The following is a 20,302-nucleotide window of genomic DNA, read 5'->3' as shown; positions in this document are numbered from 1 at the left end:
CGGCACCCAGCGGGTCAGATTGATTTCGCCAGCTTGTATCAAGGCCACAATCATCAAGATGCAGGTCGTTAGGTGACCTTGATGAGCCCAGGGGCTGACTTGACTCAGCCAAGTCTTCAGGCCATGGTAGAGAGGGGAGTGATTATGCATAGCGTTCCAGGTTTTGAGTGGTATCTAATCCTAGAACGCGACCTCCCCTCTTTTCTACAATCCCCACCTAGACTGCTTTTCACTTCTTTTGTCAGTCAATCAGGGGGATTGCATGCCCAGGGTAAGATTGAGCAGCTTTCTAATCACTCACTATAGAAAAATTTTAGCCTGCCAGATAGAGAGCTGGGGGCAGTCAACTGGGACTTTTTAAACTTTGTCTATCTATTAGAAACAAAGGAAATAAAATTCTTCAAACTTTATAGAGCTTTATAGGGGCACATTTTGCCCCAGATCATAGTAATAAATTTGTTGAGTTTTATCCGTTAGGACATTCAAGTATTTTCGATAAATTTTTTCTCCCGCAATTGGCTCGGCAAATTCCGGTGGTTGTTTGTAGTCAGCTTCAGGGTAAGCTTGTTGAATACTAATAATTGAGCAATAATATTTTAACCACTGTCGCAGTACTTTAATTAATTGTTCAAATTTTAGAGCCGTATTGCCATGTTGATGGTTCAGGGCGATGAACTGTATCATCAAAGCAAAGGAACGGCTATTATTTTTTTCCGCTGGTATCTGAATAATTTGGCTGATTTTATCAAAAACGGCAATGTTTTTGTTAACCAGATGGGTTAAAACAGCAAGGTCGTGAATGCTTCGAATTTCAATATTGCGAATTAGGTCTGAAATACTTACCAACACAGAATAATCAGACTGTTCAAAAGAATGAAATCTTCTCAGTAAGTTGAGTCCTAGGGGATTATCTGATATTTGCTTTAGGTTATCAACGTAGTGGCTAAGAGCATCTTTCCCCTCCGGCGTTTTTGTTTGGTCAATGGCTTCAGCTACAGTGGCTTCTAGCTGTTGTTTGAAGGTGTCGGCATCTTCCGATTCCTTGAGAATATGGGGCACCTGGTCATAAAATTCCTGTTGCTTATAACCCCGGTATCTAAGTTCAGTTTGGTTAATAAACAGGAGCAAATCTTTGACGTCAATAGCTAGCTCTAAGTATCGGTAACTTTGTTTAAGTCCCCCATATTCCCCCAGATCATTGTCCAACATATATTGAATTTTGATGTAGGTGATGAATTCTTGGTCCAAAAACTGGGGACTGTCGATCGCTTCAGCCGTTTTAGCAAAAATATAGAGATCGCTGACGTGTTTTCTGTGCTCAATTAAAGCTTCTTTCGGTACATCCGGTTTAGTCTGGATAATGCCTTCAATTAGGCTTCCTTTCCCCAACACAGGACGATTCCACCAGGGCTGTTCCCTACCTGATTCTGGGGACGGATTACCTTCTTTATTTGATCTAGCCATGGGCAAAGCTTCTGGGGAATCCCCAATGTTACTGAAAAGAGTCAAATCTCACTCAATCAACATTTTAATCAACTTGATTGAGTAAGTAATTGAAAAAGCCACGGCGCTGTATCGAAGAGAAGCAGATCAACCCTCAATAATGCTGACTTCATCAGGGCGGAAATGGGCTTTAAACCGTTTTTCAAATTTCACCAAAACTGGCAAATTGGCACTAATGGGTCTGCCCTGCCATTCGGTCAATACGGCGGCCACTTCCCCTTCCATACCTTGCAAATCAAAGGCTATTTTTTTATGTTCTGGATGGTGGTAAACCACAACGGAGGAGGTGACTCGAACACGATCGCCGACATTCATAGGGTTTTTCTCTAGGGTTGGCTTGGTTTATGGACAGGGTCTACGGGCACAGAAGCCAAAAAATGGCGCTGTGGGCATAGAGTCTCCATTTTTGCATAGGTTAGCCCCCGCTAAGCAAGCATTCCCTTGGGGAGGGACTGCCGAGGGTAAGGGCGAAGGTCTAGGGCTGGTTATTCCTGAGTTACGACCAAATCAGTATCTATCTGCGACGTTTCAGGGGGAGAAGGGACGGCAAACTCGATTTTGGTTTGGATTTGTTGGCTCAACCAGGTTTGGAAAAGATCATTGCGCAACCGTTGCCGGATATTGTCATCCAGTTGACTAGAAATGTATTTTTCTAGCCTGAGCAGAATCCACCACTCTCCCACGGCCACTGGCAGACAGAGTTGGCCGGCGGGAGTACTTTTCAGTAGTTGCACTATTTGGGGGTGGGGCACATTGAGCTCAACGGGGCCGATCAAGCCGCCATTTTGGGCCTCTGGCCCCTCGGAATACTGCCGAGCTAGGGCACTAAAATCTCCCTCCCCTTCCTGAATGCGAAAATAGAGTTCTTGAATAATCCCCGAATCTCGACTGCGGATCAGGGAATAGATGACCTGGTCTAATTTATCTTTGCTATTGAGGAAATGCCCTTCCAGTTGATCGTCCCAGGTTTGATGTTTAAATTTTTCCAAACGAGCGGTGCGTAAAATCGAAGCTTCCAGTTGCTCCAGGGTCATACCGGATTGCTTTAACCAAGCCTGTCTTTGTTCTTCGTTGGTAATCTGGGTCTGTTGGTAAAAAAGCCCTAAATTTTCCTGTTGTTCTTCCGGGGTCAGTTGGATGTGGGCCACTGCCTGATCAAGTAAAATTTCCCGGGCTAAATGGGGCAATAGTTGATACTCCACCAGTAGGGAATACATTTCGTCATCCCTCACCTGGCGATCGCCGACCGTCAACACCACCGACATAACTAGCCAACTCCTAACGCACAATATAGCTTCATTGCTCCATAACCCTAGCCCAAGCTGACCTAAACATCAATCAGACGGGGGGAGAAATATCCGTAAAAGTTCCTCTGGTAAATGGTTTTCTTCCACAACAGAGGTATCGAGGTAAAAAACCCAAGGTTCTTCCGATTCGGTGAAATCTTCCCAATCGAGGGTCTGGAGCAGTAACAATGTCTCATTGGCATCGGAAATATCCCCCCGGCGAGACTGCAGACGTTTCGTTAAAACTTCTATGGGAGCATCGCAATTGATAATGGTAAAAGCAAGCTGTTCCCGTAACGCAAATTCGATAATAGGCGATCGCCACGATACCCGGTCAAATTTGGCATCGAGGATGACATTAAAACCGGAGTTGACCACTAGAGCAGCTAAATCGAGCAACTGTTGGTAAACCTTTTTTGTCATAGCGTGGCTGTACAAATTAGCTTTCCCCGGCTTGCCTAGGTTTACTCCTCCTAAATGTTTACGCACCGCATCGGAGCGGATATGAACAGCGGGTAAAAGTTGACCAAGTTGATGGGCAACGGTGCTTTTCCCTGACCCTGATAACCCAGCCATTAAAACTATTTCTCTCCTTATTTGTTGTCCCTGCTGACTATACTGCCACGCCAAGTGGTAATAATCTTGAGCTGTCCCTAAAGCTTGCTCCTTTTCTACCTGGGTTAAATTGGCATCATCTAATAGAAAAGAAGTTACCTTTGCCCGCACATAGGCCTGGCGACAGAGATAAAAAGGTAACACCTGCAAGCCGTGCCAATCTCCCGTTTGCTCCAAATAAATATTTAAAAATAAATAGGCCCAGTCAATTCTGCCCTTGGCTTGGAGGTCCATTACCGTAAAGGCAATGTCATACATCACGTCCACAAAACGAAAGGGTTGGTTAAACTCAATGCGATCAAATAATTGAATCTTGCCCCGCCACTGGCATAAATTTCTTAGATGTAAGTCACCATGGCATTCACGGATTTTGCCCATGGCCTGCCTCTGTCGAAAGATTTGGTCCTGGGTTTGGTAAAAATCCTCGCTAAATTGGCGAATTTGTTGGTATTTATTGGGTTCCTGGGCAACGCCTAAATATTTTTCCGTCGCCGAAAAATTAGCTGATACAGACTGCCAAATCACCTCCAGATCGCCAAAACTAGTAATTTCAGCATTGGTTACCGTGTCCTGGTGAAATTCCGCCACTCTTTTGGCCAGGGCAATAATGTCTTGGCTGGATAACTTCCCCTGTTCAAACAAAGATAAAAGCAAACAATCCTGCGGAAATTGGGTCATTTTTAGCAGATAATCCTTCGACTGAGAGTTGCCGCCAGTAGACTCTTTTTTCTCCTGCCATTGCCATTGGTTATCTTTTAATTCAACTGCTAAAACTTCCTGGTAAATATCCGGTGCCACGGGAGAATTTAAACGTAACTCTTCTTCTAAAAAATGTTTGCGCTTTGCGGCAGTGGAATAATCTAAAAAACCTAAATCAACCGGCTTTTTTAACTTGTAGGCATATTTCCCCGTTAAAAACACTACCGAACAATGGGTTTTTAAACACTGAATCGGTTCCCGGACAGGGTGGGGATAAAAACTAGCCTGCTGCAGGGTGTGCAACAAACTAAGAAAGAGGTCTTGGGCGGACAAATCCAGTGGCTCAGAAATGCTATTCATGGGTAACGGTAAGTTAATTCCCTCCCCCATATTAGTCCCATCACCAAGGCAGATTGGCCATGGGGCTAAACTTCTGCGACCATCACCACTATCAATGGATGCAAAGCTTTGGGGTAGGATGAATAACCGCCCAGAAAATTATTGCAACGAGGAAAACCTGTGACTGTCCGTGTCCGCATTGCCCCCAGTCCCACCGGCAATCTCCACATTGGGACTGCCCGCACCGCCGTTTTTAATTGGTTGTTTGCCCGCCACACCGGAGGCACTTTCATTCTGCGGGTGGAGGATACGGATTTGGAGCGCTCCAAGCCGGAATACACGGAAAATATTCAGTCGGGACTGCAATGGTTGGGTCTAAATTGGGATGAGGGGCCTTTTTTCCAAACCCAACGGTTAGATCATTACCGCCAAGCAATCCAGCAGTTACTTGATCGGGGGTTGGCCTACCGTTGCTATTGCACCAGTGAAGAATTGGAGCAGATGCGGGAAGCCCAAAAGGCCAATAACCAAGCTCCCCGTTACGATAATCGCCACCGTAATTTAAGCCCAGAACAGGAAGCGGCTTTTCTCGCAGAAGGTCGCCAGGCGGTGATTCGTTTTCGTATTGACGACGATCGCCAGATTGTTTGGCAGGATCAAATTCGGGGACAGATGGTTTGGCAGGGCAGTGATCTGGGGGGAGATATGGTCATTGCCCGGACACCGGAAAAAGCTGAGGATGGCTTTGGCCAACCCCTGTATAACCTGGCGGTGGTGGTAGACGACATTGACATGGCCATTACCCACGTGATCCGGGGGGAAGACCACATTGCCAATACTGCTAAGCAAATTTTGCTCTACGAGGCCCTAGGCGGTGCTGTACCCACCTTTGCCCATACGCCGTTAATTTTGAACCAGGAAGGCAAAAAATTGTCCAAACGGGATGGGGTAACTTCCATCGATGATTTCCGGGCCATGGGTTTTCTGCCCCAGGCGATCGCCAATTATATGTGCTTGCTGGGCTGGACTCCCCCGGATTCGACCCAGGAAATTTTTACTTTGGCAGAAGCGGCGGAGCAGTTCAGTTTAGAACGGGTCAACAAAGCCGGAGCTAAGTTTGACTGGCAAAAATTAGATTGGATTAATAGTCAATATCTTCATAGCCTACCAACAGCAGAATTAGTTCCTCTCCTCATTCCCCAGTGGCAAGGAGCAGGCTATGCAATTGATCTGGAAAAAGATGGTGCTTGGTTGGCAAGTTTGGCCGGCCTAATTGCCCCCAGCTTGACCAGACTCACCGATGCGGTGGCCGAAAGTAAATTATTGTTTGGCGATCGCCTAGACCTCCAGGAAGATGGGGCGAAACAGTTGGCTGTGGAAGGAGCTAAAGCCGTTTTGGAAGCAGCCATGGCCTTTAGTCAAAGCACCCCGGAGTTAACCTTGGATGAAGCAAAAGGGGAGATTAATCGTTTGACCAAGGAACTAGGTCTAAAAAAAGGCGTGGTAATGAAATCTTTGCGGGCTGGGCTCATGGGCACTGTACAGGGGCCAGATTTACTGCAATCGTGGCTATTGCTACACCAAAAAGGCTGGGCCACCCCTCGACTCACCCAGGCGATCGCCCAGGGATAAACCCGATGCCGACTCTACTTGGACAAACCGGAGGAGAATTTCCCTAAATCCTAGCTTCAGTCAGGGAGGTCAAGGGGACAGAGGGCAGACCGACTAATTTCGTGCCAATTTACTGGGAAGCTGGGGGAGGCAAATTAAAATTTGACCAAATATTCCTTCAGCCCCTGTTGTTGGTCATTGTTGCTGTTCTCAACTTCGCCACCGAAGAATTCGTCCTTTTGTCCCTTTGATTCCCCTTGTTCTTCCCGATCCTGGGTAGCAACGCGCCATTGTCCCGTATCAGGGTCCCGGTAGGCCGTGTAAGGGGAAGGTCGCAACGGTTGGGAAGAGATTTTCACGGATACTGCTCAAAGCGTAGGCAATGTAGGCGATCGCCAGGCAAAGTCTCACCAAATCCAAGTCTAATATTTCCATCTGGTTTGACAATGACCACAGTCACCCCTCAATGGTGATCTAAGTCACCGATCGCCCTTTGCCAACTGGGAGGTAATGGCGCTTTTTTCCTTGCTGGTAAGGCAATGCAGACGTGGTGGGTTTGGGCCCGGGCCACCAATTGCAACGATTCTGCCTGGCTGATCTGATAATCACAGTAAAAACGATGGGGACTAGCCAGGGTAATGGTCAGGGTCACCACCAGGCGATCGCCACAGTAGGCAGGGGAGAAAAAATCAATGGTTGCGTGGACCAAGGGCATGGCCAAATCCCCAGCACTAATCACTTTTTGTAAAGGTAAATTCTCCGCCATCAGCCAACTTTCATAGGCTTCGTGGCACATCTGCAGAAATTGATTGAAATAAACCACCCCGGCCCCATCGGTATCCCCTAGGTAAACCCGTCGTTCATAGGTGAATGTCGCCATAGTTTAGTCAATTACGGTGCACTAACCTGAAAATTTTGGAACTGCCTTCCTGAGTCCGTAGTCTAATCCACTCGGAAGCTAGCAACAATTGCCAGAAATATTAAGAATTGTGCGCTAATCAATCCCTGAATTAGTGGATAGAATAACCTTAACTGACCGTTCTTACCGGCTTTTCTCGGCTAGTTCGTTTAACTAAGTTACTGTTCCCATTGCGTCGTTTTTCGGCTTTTAAATTTCCATGGTTAAAAAACGCTCCCAGTTCCCTGTGTTCGGCTCAATGGTGGCCCTCGCCCTGCTCAACACCGCCTGTGGGGGGGATAAGCCAGGGGCCAGTGCGCCCAAAGCCATTCCGGTGCAGTTGCAGACCCTAGAAACCAGTTCTGTGACTGACAGCAATGAATTTGTCGGTAACTTAGTGGCGACCAAGTTTGTTGAGCTAGCACCCAAAATTGACGGCCGCATTTTAAGGATCTATGCCCAATGGGGTCAGCAGGTAAACGAGGGAGATCCGATTTTGCTGTTGGAACCCACCCAGCAACAGGAAAACGTCAACGCCGCCGTCGGTAATCTCAACATCCAGCGGTCTAATTTCCAAGTTAGTGAGGCCAACCTCCGCACCTCCGAATCGGAAAGGGATGCGGCCCAATCCTTTGTCACCACCCAGGAAGCTAACCTCGCCCGGGCGATCGCCGATTTAGCCAATTCCCAGGAGGTGTTAAAAACCAGAGAAGCGGATTTAAAACGAGCCCAAGCTAATCTGAATTTGGCCCAAATTAACTTTAAACGGTCTCAATTCCTCGTGGAAACAGGTGTACAACCGCAACAGGATTTGGACAATCGCACCACCCAGTTGGAAGATGCCAAGGCCAACACCGAGGCCGCGCAAAAAACAGTCCAAGCCGCCAAAGCTACCGTTCAGGCTAACCAGTCCAGTGTCTCCGCCTCAAGATCCGCTGTGCAACAGGCTAAGGACAATTACCAAGCCGCTGTGCAAAGGGTGAACGCTTCCCGAGCCACCGTCAGCTCCCAAAAAGGGGCGATCGAACAGGCCCAGGGCCAACTTGGTGCCACTTCCCAGGAATTGATCTACAACCGGGTTTTGGCCCCCGTTAGTGGTGTGGTGGGTAACTTACCTTTGCAAATTGGTGATTTTGTCCGCACGGGGCAGAGCTTCACCACCATCACCAACAACACAGAATTTGAACTGGATATTAACGTACCAGTGGAGCGATACAACGATCTGCGCATCGGCCTGCCAGTGGAAATTGTCCGCAGTGATGGCCAAGCAGGGGAAGTGGGGCGCATCAGTTTTATTTCTCCCACCGCTAACCGCAGTGACCAATCCATCCTCGCCAAGGTGATCTTCAAAAATGACGGCAACCTCCGCAATAACCAGTATGTCCGGGTCAGAATTATTTGGGACCGCCAGCCTGGCTTTTTGATCCCCACCACAGCGGTTACTTCCATCGGTGCCCAGCAGTTTATTTTTGTTGCCCAACCGAAAAATGCCCAGGGCGACAGCAAAGAAGGCACCAGCGGTACGGAATTGGTAGCGAGACAAACCCCGGTGGTTTTAGGCGGCATCCAGGGGCAATCCTACCAAGTTATTTCTGGCGTTAAGGCCGGTGAACGGGTGGCGGTATCAAGAATTTTGGAGTTGCGGGATGGCATGGCCATTGAACCCGCCAGTGCGGCTACCCCTTCCAATAACGGCGGCAGTGGTGCTGGGGCCGGCGACAAACAGAAACAGCAATCCTCTTCCTAGTCGTGCTCCGTTGGTATTGGAGCTAAAGCCAAATTCCATCCTTCTCCGGTGATAACGCCGTTGGTAATTGACGACAAACTGTTGGGAAGTGCCCAGTGGGGAACTGTAAAATAGTCAGTGGCCTCGATTGCCATGGTTGCCATTAATCGTTGAATCCATGGGGCGGGGAAACATCTGCTGCCGTTGAACCCTTTTGCTATTGACAAAATTTCCATGACCCAAGCCCAAGCCAAGCGTTTTCAGTTTGACCGCCAACTGTGGCACCGCTTTGTTGAAACAGCCCAGCCCTATTTTTATCCCGTCGGGCAAAAGCAAACTCGGGTTTTTCTGATTCTGATCCTGGCCCTCATGGTGGTGGTGGTGGCTTTAACCCTATTTTTATCCATGGGGTTGACCCTCTGGGCCACGGCGATTTTTCCCGATTTTTTTGCTAAATCCGGTAAGGGTTTGGTGGATGGGGTGCAAAGTCTGATCAATTCTCCGGCGCCCTGGATTGGTTTAGGAGCCTTAGCCATAGCGGGGGTAGTTTTTGTTAGCCAGCGACAAAAGTTACAACAACGGTGGCTCCAGTGGCTATTGTTGGGCATACTGCTATCGTTACTATTTATTGTCAACGGCTTAAATGTTATTTTAAGTTTCGTTTTTCGCTTCATTGATACAGCTTTAAATGGCAAAGATGGGGAAGTGTTTTGGCAATTTCTCTGGATCTATGGCATTGTCATTGTGGTGGCTATTCCCATCATTGTTGCCTACCGTTACCTACGGCAAAAGTTGGGAGTGCTCTGGCGGGAATGGCTCACAGAACATTTTCTGGGTCGTTACTTTAAGGGGCGCTCCTACTATCGCCTAGATTCCAATTCTGCCTATACATTAATTGACAATCCAGACCAAAGGATAACCCAAGATATTCAATCCTTTACCGGGGTTACCCTGGATTTTTTACTGGATATTCTTGATTCCATTCTCACCCTAATTTCCTTCACCGCCATACTTTATAGCATTTCCCAAACCTTGATGTGGGGGCTCATTAGCTATGCGACCTTCGGCACGGTGGCGGCGATCGCCATTGGCACCAGGTTAATTCGTATTAACTATGAACAATTGCGGTTGGAAGCCAATTTTCGTTACGGTTTGGTGCGGGTGCGGGACAACGCTGAATCCATTGCTTTCTACCGGGGGGAAAGGTTAGAACGGAAACAGGTTACTGAACGTTTGCTGGGGGCAATTAGAAATTTTAATCTCTTAATTATTTGGCAGGCCCTGATCAGCCTATTTCAACTGGGCTATAACTATTTCACTCGGTTAATTCCCTATATCATTATTGCTCCTCTTTACCTAGCAGGAGACTTAGATTTCGGGGCGATCGCCCAGGCCAGTTTGGCCTTTGGCATGGTGCTTTCTGCCCTATCTTTGGTCACTAACCAGATTCAAAATATTACTCAATTTGCCGCCAGTATTAACCGTTTAGGGGAATTTTACGATGCGCTAAACGGTCCCGGTGATGACCAGGAAAGTTCCTCCTTTGCTGACCACATTAATACCCACCTTGGCCCCACCGTCAGCCTGGATAGCGTCACCCTTTCTCCCCCCCATTCTTCCCGGGTTTTAGTGCGGGATTTATCCCTAGCCGTGGACGCTGGCAACCATTTACTGATCATGGGCCCCAGCGGTAGTGGCAAAAGTTCCCTCCTCCGGGCGATCGCCGGCCTATGGGACAGCGGTCAAGGCACCATTGAACGGCCTGAGTTGGCAGATTTATTATTTTTACCCCAACGGCCCTATATGATTCTGGGCACCCTGCGGGAACAACTAATTTATCCTAGTTCCCAATCCATAGCGGATGACGATTTTCTGTTGGGAACTTTAAAAAGGGTCAACCTACCGGATTTAGCCGAGCGTTTTGGCGGTTTAGACAGTCTAGAAAATTGGTCTAGCGTCCTTTCTCTGGGGGAACAACAACGCATTGCCCTAGCCCGAGTTTTCATCAACCAACCCCGCTACGCCATCCTCGATGAAGCCACCAGCGCCCTGGACGTGGATAACGAGGCAGATTTGTACCATGCTCTGACAGATTTGGGCACCACTTTCATCAGCGTGGGGCATCGGCCTACCCTGCGAAATTTTCACCGGCAATGCCTGGAAGTGCAGGCGGAAGGAAGGTGGCAGTTAAGCTCCATTCAAAAATAAATTAATGGTTAGCAATCGAATTTAACCATGGGTCTGGGGACGAAAGAAAACCGTCTCCTTTGCTAGAATTGTCCAATCCAAAATCAGGTAGCCATTATGATTTTTCCCGGTGCAACGGTGCGGGTCACCAATGTTGATGATACTTACTATCGCTTTGAAGGCTTAGTCCAACGGGTCAGTGACGGTAAAGCGGCAGTCCTATTTGAAAATGGTAACTGGGACAAATTAGTGACTTTTCGGCTCTCCGAACTGGAGACGGTCAAACCGATCTAGGCATTTTGCTACCCGCTCCGCCCCGGCCTAACCCATCGATGTCTTAGTTGCGGGGATTGGGGTGGGGGCTGTCCATATATTTGGCTAGAATGGAGAGCAATTTTATAGTGAAGTTCCCTCGGCGTTAACCCATGAAGATTCGTCCCTTTCTTGTGGCCCTGGGCCTAACCACCTTTGCTGGCGCCGCCCACGGAGCCAGTTTTGAAGATCTGACCCAATTACTGTCCACCAAAAAATGCCCTCTCTGTGATTTGCGGGGAGCCGGCCTGGTGATGGTTAACCTTACCCGGGCGGATTTGACGGGGGCGGATCTGTCGGGGGCAAACCTATCGGGGGCCGATCTGACGGGAGCTAATCTTTCCGGTGCGAATTTAACTTCTGCCTCTTTGAACGGGGCCAACCTGTCAGGGGCAAATTTAAACGGGGCGATTACCGACGGCACAGATTTCCGTGAAGCTTATTTTGACCGGGCGACATTTATCAACACTAACTTGGAAACCGCCTATATGCAGGGGGCCCAAGCTGTTCCCAATACGGCCGGCACTCCCCAACTTTTTTATGGCTGGGGCCTGTTGGAAACTAGTAAGGGCAACTATCAATCCGCCCTCAAACACTATGATCGAGCCTTGGCTCTGGATCCGGAATTTGCTCCGGGATATTTAGGGCGGGGTTTGACCCTACTGAAAATTGGCAATGAAGCTTCCGCCAAACAAAATGTGGAATACGCCCAGTTATTGTTTGAGGAAAACCAGGATGAGGTAGGGGTTAGAACTTCAGAGCAATTTTTAGAAGATTTGGCCAGTATGCAGGAAGCCCGGCGCCAAGGAGCGGGCAATCCCCAGTTGGATGCCATCGTGCGGGGGGTAGCTTCTATGGCGTTTAAGTATTTACTGCCCCTGGTGGGCCTCTAGGGAGACCAAACTGCAGTTAGCCACGATCGCCGACCCAGGAAAAAACCAGAGAAATAGGGGCCAATGGGCAGATCATAACCGCGGCTAGATTGTTGCTGCCCTAGAACCCCATTTGAAGATTGATCGCCAATTTGCCTACAATCAGATCAGACCTTTTCGTCAAAATCTCGGCCTAGTTGTGGCACAGAACAAATATGAATTATGCGGCGATCGCCGGCCAGGGCTTAGGAATTCTGCTGGCACTGATGACGGTGTTGTTTATTTTTCGGATTATTCTCACTTGGTATCCCCAGGTGGAGCTAACCAGATTGCCCTGGAAACTCATCGCCCTACCCACGGAACCATTGTTGATCCCTCTGCGTAAACTTGTTCCCCCCATCGGTGGCGTTGACCTAGCCCCTATCCTTTGGGTTTTCATCTGTACTTTTTTGCGGGAAATCCTCATTGGCCAGCAGGGGCTGATCACCATGGCCAGTCGGTTGCAATAAACACAAAAGAGCTAGATTGCGCCCTATTTACTTACAGGGGTTACCGTATCTGAGGGGCGTACTTGAAAAGCCCCTTTATCTGTCTCAAACTGACTAGGAATTGGCTCAATTCTTGATCAGTTAGGCGAGACCAAGCTTGGCCAACACTGGTGCAGTGGAAACCACATGGCGGTCAAGTCCTAGATCCTTGGGATTAATTTCTAAGGCCAAACCCACCAATTGGGGCAGATGTAACACCGGCAAATTTAATGCTTGCCCCAACACTTTGCTAATTTCCGGTTGACGGGAATCTAGTTGTAGATGACATAGGGGACAAGGGGTAACTAAACAATCGGCCCCAGCGGCGATCGCCGTTTGCAAATGTCGACCCGCCAACTGAAAAGATTGGGGCGTAGCATAACTGGAAATGGGCCAACCACAGCATTGGGTGCGACCTTCGTAGTAAATGGGATTAGCCCCTAGGGTAGTAAAGACTTTTTCCAGCGATTGGGGATCAAAAGGATTGGCTTCCGGTAAATTTTCCTGGGCCCGGAGCAGGTAACAGCCATAGAAAGAAGCACAGTTGAGGCCAGATAACTTCTGCTTAACCCGCTGAGCCAGGGTTTCTAGTCCAAAATCTTGCACCAAAGCCCAGAGTAAATGGGTCACCCGGCTGGAACCTCGATAGGGAGCACAGCTTTCTTTTTTTAAATAACCGTTGATTTGCTCCACATAGGTAGGATCATCTTTTTGGGCTTTTTTTAGCCGTTCGTCCACATGGGCAATTACCCCCTGACAGGTACTGCAATGGGTTAATAAAGGCAACTTCAACTGTTCCGCCAAGGCGATATTGCGGGCATTAACGCTATCTTCCAACAGTTGGGAATCTTCTTTAAAGGTGCCGGAACCACAACAGGAAGCTTTTTTTAGTTCCACTAATTTAATACCCAAAGCTTTGCTCAGGGCGGTGGTGGCCAGGTGCAGTTCCCCACAGGCCCCCTGGGCAACGCAACCGGGAAAGTAAGCATATTCAAGGGCGGTAGTCATGGCGGCGACAGGAAGTGTTCTCTCTAGGCAGTATATCGTGGGCTTTTGGCCTGGGAACAAAAACCGGTGGTGCCCATTACCTCCAACAATGCCCCTAATTTGCTCAATTTCTGGCCCAGTCCACCATGCCAATTTAGCTTTCTGTATCAATTTGGAGTAGATAACCAGCCCCCAGCAACGTTTTTAACCATTGTTCGCCAGTAGGGATTTGGCCAAAGATTTTACAAATTTCCATGGCCAAGCGGTCTAGGTCTTGTTCGTGGGAAGCAAAATCATCCGGCCCCCAAATTGAGGTAATGATGCCATCCTCTTCCGGCAAAACAATATCATTGCACTGAGACAAACGACCAATGGTATAGCGGGTTTTGATGAGATTAAACCGTTACTCCTTGCCGTCGGGGGTTTTAATTTTCAGGTAGGGTATCAGGCCGTCGATCATAGCTTTTTCGAAAGGTTTACAATGGAGTAACGTGGATATAAAAACATGTTGTCCAGGAAAACCCGAATTGCCATCGGACTAGTTTGCTAGGCCGGTACGGACCAAAAATTAAACAATTAAAGAATGTTACCCTTGACTTAACATCGAGTCCCAGTCACCCCCGGACCTCCATGACTAAACCGAGCAACGATGAGCCGCCACCGACTAATGTACGAGATTTGGAAGCTATGTCGCCGCCGGAGGAAGAGGATTTAATGGTAGATTTGCCGGACTTGGAATACACTGCTGTCGCCCACCGTCAGCAATTTAGCACTGATTTAGTGCGCCTTTACCTCCAGGATATTGGTCGCATTCCCCTGTTAAAGCGGGATGAAGAGGTGCATGTGGCCCAGCAGGTGCAAAGCTATCTCCGCCTAGTGGAAATCCAAAATCAGGCCGCAGAATCTGAGCCCGCCATGGAGCAATACCAAACGGCGATCGCCATCCATGATCAACTTTTAGCCCAATTGGGGCATCGTCCTTCCTATGAACGTTGGGCCAAAACCCTCGGGCAAACCATAGCGGTTCTCAAGCAAACCCTCCAAACCGGCAAACAACGATGGGCCGAGTTAGCGGGGTTGACGGTGGAAGAATTGGACAAAGTTGAAAAGCAGGGTATTACAGCCAAAGCCCACATGATCAAAGCCAATTTAAGGCTAGTAGTTTCCGTTGCGAAGAAATATCAAAATCGGGGCTTGGAACTTTTAGACCTGATCCAAGAGGGCACCCTGGGGTTGGAGCGGGCGGTGGAAAAATTTGATCCCACCAAGGGTTACCGTTTTAGCACCTATTCCTACTGGTGGATTCGCCAAGGCATCACCAGGGCGATCGCCACCCAGAGTCGCATGATTCGTTTGCCGGTGCATATCACCGAGAAGTTAAACAAAATTAAACGGGCCCAAAGAAAAATTTCCCAAGAAAAGGGCCACACCCCCAAAATCGATGAAGTGGCGGAAGAACTGGGTATGACCCCGGAGCAGGTAAGGGAAGTGCTGACCCAAGTGCCCCGTTCCGTTTCCCTGGAGCTAAAAGTTGGCCAGGATAAGGACACGGAACTGATGGATTTACTGGAAACCGACACCCAGTCACCGGAGGATGAGTTGATGCGGGAGGCTCTCCAGAGTGATATGCAGGAAATTTTGCTAGATTTGACCCCCAGGGAACAGGAAGTGATTGCCCTGCGGTTTGGTTTTCAAGACGGTGTGGCCCACTCCCTCTCGGAAATTGGCCGAATTTTGAATTTATCAAGGGAAAGAGTACGACAGATTGAAGCCAAGGCTCTGCAAAAGTTACGCCATCCCCGCCGCCGGGACCGCATCCGGGACTATTACGAAAATTTGGGTTAGGTCACTGATCTGCTAGAACTTTAACGGCGATCGCCTCTGGGCTGTTAATCGCCAAAATACTTTGGGGTGGACAGGCCTGCCATTGGGGGTCAGTAAATAGGGGTTCCGAGGCCACAATCACTCCCCCCGGACAGCGCTCACTATCCGCCAACCAATATAAACTCGGTTCCGGTTGACGACTGGCATAACGACAGGCCACAATGCGCTGACCATCGGCCAGAAGAATATTGGCGGAAAAATAAGTGTTATGTTGTCGAGCCAACTCTGCCAACGTTAACAAACTTGCTTCTAACGCCTCCCCCAAGCTAGTCTTTTTTGCCCCATCGCCATCACCCTGGGAGGCCTGCCTTGACCGCCGGAGATTGTCCAGAATGAGGGCAAAAATATGTTCCGAGTCGGTGGTGCCATGGATGAACTGATAACTGGCATCGCTCAATAAATTCCGTAGGGGGCGGTAGAGAGTAGTCCGAAAATTATTAATAAATCCATTATGGACAAATAACAGCCCCTCCTCCGTAAAGGGCTGACAATTGGTCAAATCCACTGCCAAAGGGGGCGTTGCACTGCGGACATAACTCACAAAACAACTGGACTGGATATACCGACTCAGGTGGGGAAGATTAATGTCACTCCAAATGGGCAGGACATTTTTGTAGAGATAGGGACTGGGTTGATGCCCCTGGTCAAACCACCCCAAGCCAAAACCATCGGCATTCAACAGCCCCGCTGTCATTTCCTGGGGTTGATAGCTCTGGACAATCAGGGAATGTTCTGGGCGATAAATCAGTTGCTCTGGTCGCAGTGGTTGACCCAGATACCCTAAAAGACGACACATAAAAAATTTTTAATAATCTTGGCGGCCCGCTGAAATCATCCCTACCGACGGGGGGAACCAAAGGAGAGTGGCTGCCCATCCCGAACTTTTACGGAGAGCATAGACCAGCTTGAAAAATCTTTCAGGGCAAAAAACGGCAAGAAAAAGCCCCTGGGCGTCTTTCCTTGTTTCGACTCCGGGGGCTTCAACTTACTCCTCACACACCTCTAGATAATAACCCCCTCACCCTCTCCCCCCATGGATACTGTGACAGTTAAGAGATTGTCATAATGCCTTGGGTGATTGTCAGGAAAAATTGACTTTTGTGGTTCCACTCCAGGATCTGTGGGCCCGAATCAGACAAAACTTCACAACACAAGTCAGGAAGTGATGACACAAGATTTGGCTTAATGCCTGGAAATCCGTGGTAGCAGTCCATTTTAAAGCCTTGATCCCCTTGACGTTCCGCCGCCGCTCTATGTTACAAAAGGTGAAGCTTGTGATCCCCGTGGGCATTCCTCGGGCGATCGCCTTGGCCAAAAGCCAGCAACTTCAACAACATTCACCTTTGCTCCCCCTGTGTCCACCATTGGAAGTAACTAACCCTGTCCTCTTTCCACGGGCTGATTGTGGAAACCCATAGTATGGACTGTCCCATAAACCCAAAGTAATTGTTATGGCTAAAGAAGACCGACCCTCCCTCGAAGACATGACGCTGCGACAATTACGCCGAGTTGCCAGTGAATGCAATATTTCCCGGTACAGTCGGATGCGTAAATCCCAGCTACTAGCAGAGGTGGAAAAGGCTCTCAACAAACCTGCCCCTGCTCCCTTTTCTGTCAAATCCGTTAACCGTCCCCAGGAGGAACAAGCTGTGGAAGCTTCTAAATTTGAACTTGGTCAAGATGATAAATTTGGCGCCCCCCTCACCGCCGTCGATGAAGTTTTGGGAGATTTGCCCGGTGGTTACGGTGAAAGCCGCATTACCCTCATGCCCAGGGATCCCCAGTGGGCCTACGCCTATTGGGATATCCCCAAAGAACATAAGGATGCTCTCCGTAGTCAGGGGGGGCAACAGTTGGCTCTGCGGCTCTACGATGTGACCGACCTGGATTGGCAGACCGCAAGCCCCCACAGCGTCCAGGAATATCTCTGTGATGAATTGGCCCGGGAATGGTATTTGCCCATCCCTGTCAGTGATCGCGATTATGCCCTAGACATTGGCTATCGCACCTTTGATGGTCGCTGGCTCACCCTGGCCCGTTCCACCCCCATTCGCATTCCCCCCGTTTATCCCTCCGACTGGGTAGAAGATGTGTTTGTCACCGTCAACTGGGACGAAGACCTCCAAGGCAAAACCATTTACCAATTGGTGCCCCCCAGCAAGCGTTCTGTGGGAGCTTCCACCGCAGTTTATGACCAAGTGTTTGACATGGCCCAGGGTGCTGAAGCCCTGCGGATGGCGGGTTCCCTCTACGGCTCTATGCAGCACGTCCCCGGTTCCGTTACCCACGAGCAAACATTAAGCTCCTATGTGTTTCCCTCCGGAGCGGGCCTGTGGGCAGCCCCCAATGTTTCTGGTTTAAATATGTCCGGCATTGGCATGGGCTATGGTCTTTCCAGTAGCGAATTTATGGCCTCGGAAGCCCCAATCCGTCCCCGGCAATTCTGGTTAGTGGCTGATGCTGAGCTGATTGTTTACGGTGCCACGGAACCCGATGCGACGGTTACCATTGGTGGCCGTCCGATTAAACTCAATGAAGACGGCACCTTCCGTTTCCAAATGTCCTTCCAAGATGGCTTGATTGACTATCCCATCATGGCAGTGGCGGTGGATGGGGAACAAACCCGCAATGTGCATATGAAGTTCACCCGGGAGACTCCTTCCCGTAACACCAACACGAAAGAAGAAGCCGTACCGGAATGGTTTAGCTAGACGCCCTTAATCTCGTCCATTTTTCGTTGTTTAAATTATAAATTCCCCGGCCAAAGGATCTGAGTCATTGCCGTTTCCTTGGTCGGGGATTTTTTACCAGGTAACTTTACCCCGCAAACCCTCAATCTTGCTGGGACCAATGCCCTTGACTCGTCCTAAATCTTCCAGGGAGGTGAATGGCTTTTGCTCCCTGGTGGCGATAATTTTTGCAGCGGTGCTGGGACCAATGCCAGGTAAACTTTCCAATTCTGCTTGACTACCTCGGTTGAGGTTTACCAAGCGGTTAGGGGTGGCGGTAGCTAGGGGCTTGGGGCTTAGCTGGGGGTTGGCGCATTCCTGCTCCTGGCGATCAATGCGGGCTTGTATTGTGGGGGGTAAACCATACTCTGTGATGGCATAGAGTCGTTCTAATTCCCGTTGGTAATGGGCCCCTATTTGGGCATTCTGTAAAACCAATACCGTTTCATCGTTGCTGTGGTTAGCAGCGGGGGACCAATTGTGGGAACCGGTGATCACTGTGTCATCATCCACCAAGGCAAATTTATGGTGCAACTTGTCCCCCCTTGGCAGGGCTGGTGTACCGACGAATTCTGTTGGTAAGGCCCAGGGACGATTACCTGGTTGTTCTAGGCAGTCTTCTAATAGTTTTACCCCCAATAAATCCAGGCCTTCACTGTAGTAACGAAAGGCAAATCCCCGGTCAATTAGGGCTTTAATTTCAGTGCCCGCTTGAAATCTTTGGTTGATTACATCGGATAATGCTTGTTCACTAAAAACAAACAACGCTAACTGAATTTTTTGCTGGGCCTGATTTAGGTATTGGGCAATTAAACCATTGCTTGTTTCGGCAAAAGGTACCGTTCGGCGATCAGGAGAAAATTTTACCGTTACCGTGGTCTCCCCCACTTTTAACGCTTTAGCTGGTCTACTGGGCTTATTGATACCAAATAGACTGTCTTTTTTTGCTCCAGGGCCATCTCCCCAAAGCAGATTAAACTCTTCTGTGAAAAGATGGGCCACCGCAGGGGATTGGATCAGCAATAAGTTATTAGCATTGCCCCTGGTGAAGTGGTCATCATAGTCGCCGTACTGATCGCTGGGGGTAAAGTTAGCAGAGGTGACAATGACCGTTTTATTATCCAGCACCACAAATTTATGGTGCATTAACCCCGATCCTTTACTCCCATCCTCTGTGTCGTCAATGAGGGGAATTTTTTGGGTGCGGAGAATCTCAATAGCATCTCGTTCTGCACTTTCTTCAGGACTAATGCGGCCGTCTTGATTTTGATCTAAATAGGCTAGGGGGCCACGGTAACGGAAGGGATCTTTTTCCGCTTCTACTGCTTCTTTGATGGTTTGGTTATAGATATTTTCCAGCACTAACCGGATTCGAACCCCGGCCCTTTGTTTCTCGACCAATGCCTGGGCAATGCGGGGTAAGCGTAATTCCTGTACCGCTAGGTCGATGGTGGACTGGGCTCCATTAATTTGATCTAGGATTAGTTGCTCAAAATTGTCCCCCTGACGTTTAAAGTTGCGGTCCGGGTCAAGGAAATCAGCTCCCTTGGCATTGTTGAGATTGAAATAAACCTTGATGTCCTGTTCTTGGGGTAAGGGGTCTGGCCGGCCCAGGGATTGTCCTAACCCCGATGGATCAACTTTTCCAAGGCCAATAATGGCGATCGCCACCAGTAGGGCCAGGGCAACCAAAATGACAATGGGGTTTTGTTTCCAGCCTCGGTTTAGTTTTCCCATGGTTCAATCTGGACGATCGCCAACTCGGTCTTACTTTTGCCACAGGGTTCGTTACTGTCACAATCGTTAAAGGATGCTGGCTGATAGGTTAATTTGACCGTTTGGCCGATTAGGGCAGCCTGTTCACAAACTTCAAAGGTGGCGTACAGTCCCTGGTATGGATTACCTTGACCATCCACCAAGTCCACATAGCAAGCCAAATCGCCATTAATCAGATCGGTGATGGTGGCAACGGCGGGTAATTCTGTTTCTACTTCTACCTGTTGGGCATGGAGGGGAGATGATGCCCTAACTGCCATGACAGGGACAAAGCTTAAAAGTAAAGCCAGCCAGAGGGGAAAGGAAATAGGTTTCATTGTTTTACTGTTTTCTCCATATTTTAATCCCCCT

At 48.9% G+C, this 20,302-nt stretch carries 19 protein-coding genes; 8 read left to right on the top strand and 11 right to left on the bottom strand.

What is annotated here, in order from left to right; translation table 11 throughout:
* Nucleotides 1-417: 417 nt before the first annotated feature.
* From H6G45_RS04515 to H6G45_RS04500, 4 genes are all read right to left on the bottom strand, one after another.
* Nucleotides 418-1,464: a hypothetical protein gene (locus tag H6G45_RS04515; protein ID WP_190597021.1), complete on the bottom strand. Its 1,047-nt coding sequence runs from the start codon at nucleotides 1,462-1,464 to the stop codon at nucleotides 418-420.
* 126 nt (nucleotides 1,465-1,590) lie between these two features.
* On the bottom strand, nucleotides 1,591-1,818 hold the full coding sequence (locus tag H6G45_RS04510; RefSeq protein WP_190597018.1) for a ferredoxin-thioredoxin reductase variable chain: 228 nt from the start codon (nucleotides 1,816-1,818) through the stop codon (nucleotides 1,591-1,593).
* Between the two features lie 170 nt (nucleotides 1,819-1,988).
* Nucleotides 1,989-2,768: a peptidylprolyl isomerase gene (locus H6G45_RS04505; RefSeq protein ID WP_190597016.1), complete on the bottom strand. Its 780-nt coding sequence runs from the start codon at nucleotides 2,766-2,768 to the stop codon at nucleotides 1,989-1,991.
* A 69-nt stretch (nucleotides 2,769-2,837) separates the two neighbouring features.
* Nucleotides 2,838-4,463: an AAA family ATPase gene (locus tag H6G45_RS04500; RefSeq protein WP_190597015.1), complete on the bottom strand. Its 1,626-nt coding sequence runs from the start codon at nucleotides 4,461-4,463 to the stop codon at nucleotides 2,838-2,840.
* A gap of 159 nt (nucleotides 4,464-4,622) precedes the next feature.
* On the opposite strand from H6G45_RS04500, the gene gltX reads away from it, so the two are divergent.
* Nucleotides 4,623-6,074 carry a glutamate--tRNA ligase gene (gene gltX / locus H6G45_RS04495; RefSeq protein WP_190597013.1) on the top strand — a complete coding sequence of 484 codons (1,452 nt, stop codon included), beginning with the start codon at nucleotides 4,623-4,625 and terminating at the stop codon, nucleotides 6,072-6,074.
* A 134-nt stretch (nucleotides 6,075-6,208) separates the two neighbouring features.
* Here gltX and H6G45_RS04490 read toward each other — a convergent pair whose 3' ends face one another.
* Both H6G45_RS04490 and H6G45_RS04485 read right to left on the bottom strand, forming a co-directional pair.
* Nucleotides 6,209-6,412, bottom strand: a complete 204-nt coding sequence (locus tag H6G45_RS04490) for a hypothetical protein (protein ID WP_190597011.1) — start codon at nucleotides 6,410-6,412, stop codon at nucleotides 6,209-6,211.
* 104 nt (nucleotides 6,413-6,516) lie between these two features.
* Nucleotides 6,517-6,933, bottom strand: a complete 417-nt coding sequence (locus tag H6G45_RS04485) for a thioesterase family protein (RefSeq protein ID WP_190597009.1) — start codon at nucleotides 6,931-6,933, stop codon at nucleotides 6,517-6,519.
* Nucleotides 6,934-7,171: 238 nt separating this feature from the next.
* Here H6G45_RS04485 and H6G45_RS04480 point away from each other — a divergent pair, with 238 nt between their 5' ends.
* The 5 genes from H6G45_RS04480 to H6G45_RS04460 all read left to right on the top strand — a co-directional run bounded on the left by H6G45_RS04480 (nucleotide 7,172) and on the right by H6G45_RS04460 (nucleotide 12,557).
* Nucleotides 7,172-8,698: an efflux RND transporter periplasmic adaptor subunit gene (locus H6G45_RS04480; protein WP_190597007.1), complete on the top strand. Its 1,527-nt coding sequence runs from the start codon at nucleotides 7,172-7,174 to the stop codon at nucleotides 8,696-8,698.
* A gap of 213 nt (nucleotides 8,699-8,911) precedes the next feature.
* Nucleotides 8,912-10,885: an ABC transporter ATP-binding protein/permease gene (locus tag H6G45_RS04475; protein ID WP_190597005.1), complete on the top strand. Its 1,974-nt coding sequence runs from the start codon at nucleotides 8,912-8,914 to the stop codon at nucleotides 10,883-10,885.
* A 96-nt stretch (nucleotides 10,886-10,981) separates the two neighbouring features.
* Nucleotides 10,982-11,158: an NAD(P)H dehydrogenase subunit NdhS gene (locus H6G45_RS04470; RefSeq protein WP_190597003.1), complete on the top strand. Its 177-nt coding sequence runs from the start codon at nucleotides 10,982-10,984 to the stop codon at nucleotides 11,156-11,158.
* 131 nt (nucleotides 11,159-11,289) lie between these two features.
* A complete protein-coding gene (locus tag H6G45_RS04465) occupies nucleotides 11,290-12,069 on the top strand; it encodes a pentapeptide repeat-containing protein (RefSeq protein ID WP_190597001.1) in 780 nt (259 codons plus the stop codon).
* 194 nt (nucleotides 12,070-12,263) lie between these two features.
* Complete coding sequence (locus H6G45_RS04460; protein WP_190596999.1) at nucleotides 12,264-12,557, top strand: YggT family protein; 294 nt, start codon at nucleotides 12,264-12,266, stop codon at nucleotides 12,555-12,557.
* Between the two features lie 120 nt (nucleotides 12,558-12,677).
* Here H6G45_RS04460 and H6G45_RS04455 read toward each other — a convergent pair whose 3' ends face one another.
* Both H6G45_RS04455 and H6G45_RS04450 read right to left on the bottom strand, forming a co-directional pair.
* The gene (locus H6G45_RS04455; RefSeq protein ID WP_190596998.1) at nucleotides 12,678-13,583 is read right to left on the bottom strand and encodes a CoB--CoM heterodisulfide reductase iron-sulfur subunit B family protein; all 906 of its coding nucleotides are present in this window, start codon (nucleotides 13,581-13,583) and stop codon (nucleotides 12,678-12,680) included.
* Between the two features lie 133 nt (nucleotides 13,584-13,716).
* Nucleotides 13,717-13,926, bottom strand: a complete 210-nt coding sequence (locus tag H6G45_RS04450; protein ID WP_190596996.1) for a hypothetical protein — start codon at nucleotides 13,924-13,926, stop codon at nucleotides 13,717-13,719.
* Nucleotides 13,927-14,192: 266 nt separating this feature from the next.
* Between H6G45_RS04450 and sigC the strand changes: the two genes are divergently transcribed.
* Complete coding sequence (sigC, locus tag H6G45_RS04445; RefSeq protein WP_190596994.1) at nucleotides 14,193-15,407, top strand: RNA polymerase sigma factor SigC; 1,215 nt, start codon at nucleotides 14,193-14,195, stop codon at nucleotides 15,405-15,407.
* A 1-nt stretch (nucleotide 15,408) separates the two neighbouring features.
* Here the strand turns inward: sigC and egtC are convergent, their stop codons facing one another.
* On the bottom strand, nucleotides 15,409-16,242 hold the full coding sequence (gene egtC / locus H6G45_RS04440) for an ergothioneine biosynthesis protein EgtC (protein ID WP_190596992.1): 834 nt from the start codon (nucleotides 16,240-16,242) through the stop codon (nucleotides 15,409-15,411).
* A gap of 655 nt (nucleotides 16,243-16,897) precedes the next feature.
* Between egtC and H6G45_RS04435 the strand changes: the two genes are divergently transcribed.
* Nucleotides 16,898-18,157: a DUF4912 domain-containing protein gene (locus H6G45_RS04435; protein WP_190596990.1), complete on the top strand. Its 1,260-nt coding sequence runs from the start codon at nucleotides 16,898-16,900 to the stop codon at nucleotides 18,155-18,157.
* Nucleotides 18,158-18,250: 93 nt separating this feature from the next.
* Here H6G45_RS04435 and H6G45_RS04430 read toward each other — a convergent pair whose 3' ends face one another.
* Together H6G45_RS04430 and H6G45_RS04425 are read right to left on the bottom strand one after the other, a co-directional pair.
* On the bottom strand, nucleotides 18,251-19,912 hold the full coding sequence (locus H6G45_RS04430) for a phospholipase D-like domain-containing protein (RefSeq protein ID WP_190596988.1): 1,662 nt from the start codon (nucleotides 19,910-19,912) through the stop codon (nucleotides 18,251-18,253).
* On the bottom strand, nucleotides 19,900-20,268 hold the full coding sequence (locus tag H6G45_RS04425; protein WP_190596987.1) for a hypothetical protein: 369 nt from the start codon (nucleotides 20,266-20,268) through the stop codon (nucleotides 19,900-19,902). The genes H6G45_RS04430 and H6G45_RS04425 overlap by 13 nt, the downstream gene beginning before the upstream one ends.
* Nucleotides 20,269-20,302 lie beyond the last annotated feature (34 nt).

Source organism: Synechocystis sp. FACHB-383 (assembly GCF_014698605.1).
Classification (GTDB): domain Bacteria; phylum Cyanobacteriota; class Cyanobacteriia; order Cyanobacteriales; family Microcystaceae; genus Synechocystis; species Synechocystis salina.
Note: the sequence above shows the minus strand (reverse complement) of the source record. Positions and strands in the feature narration are given on the sequence as shown.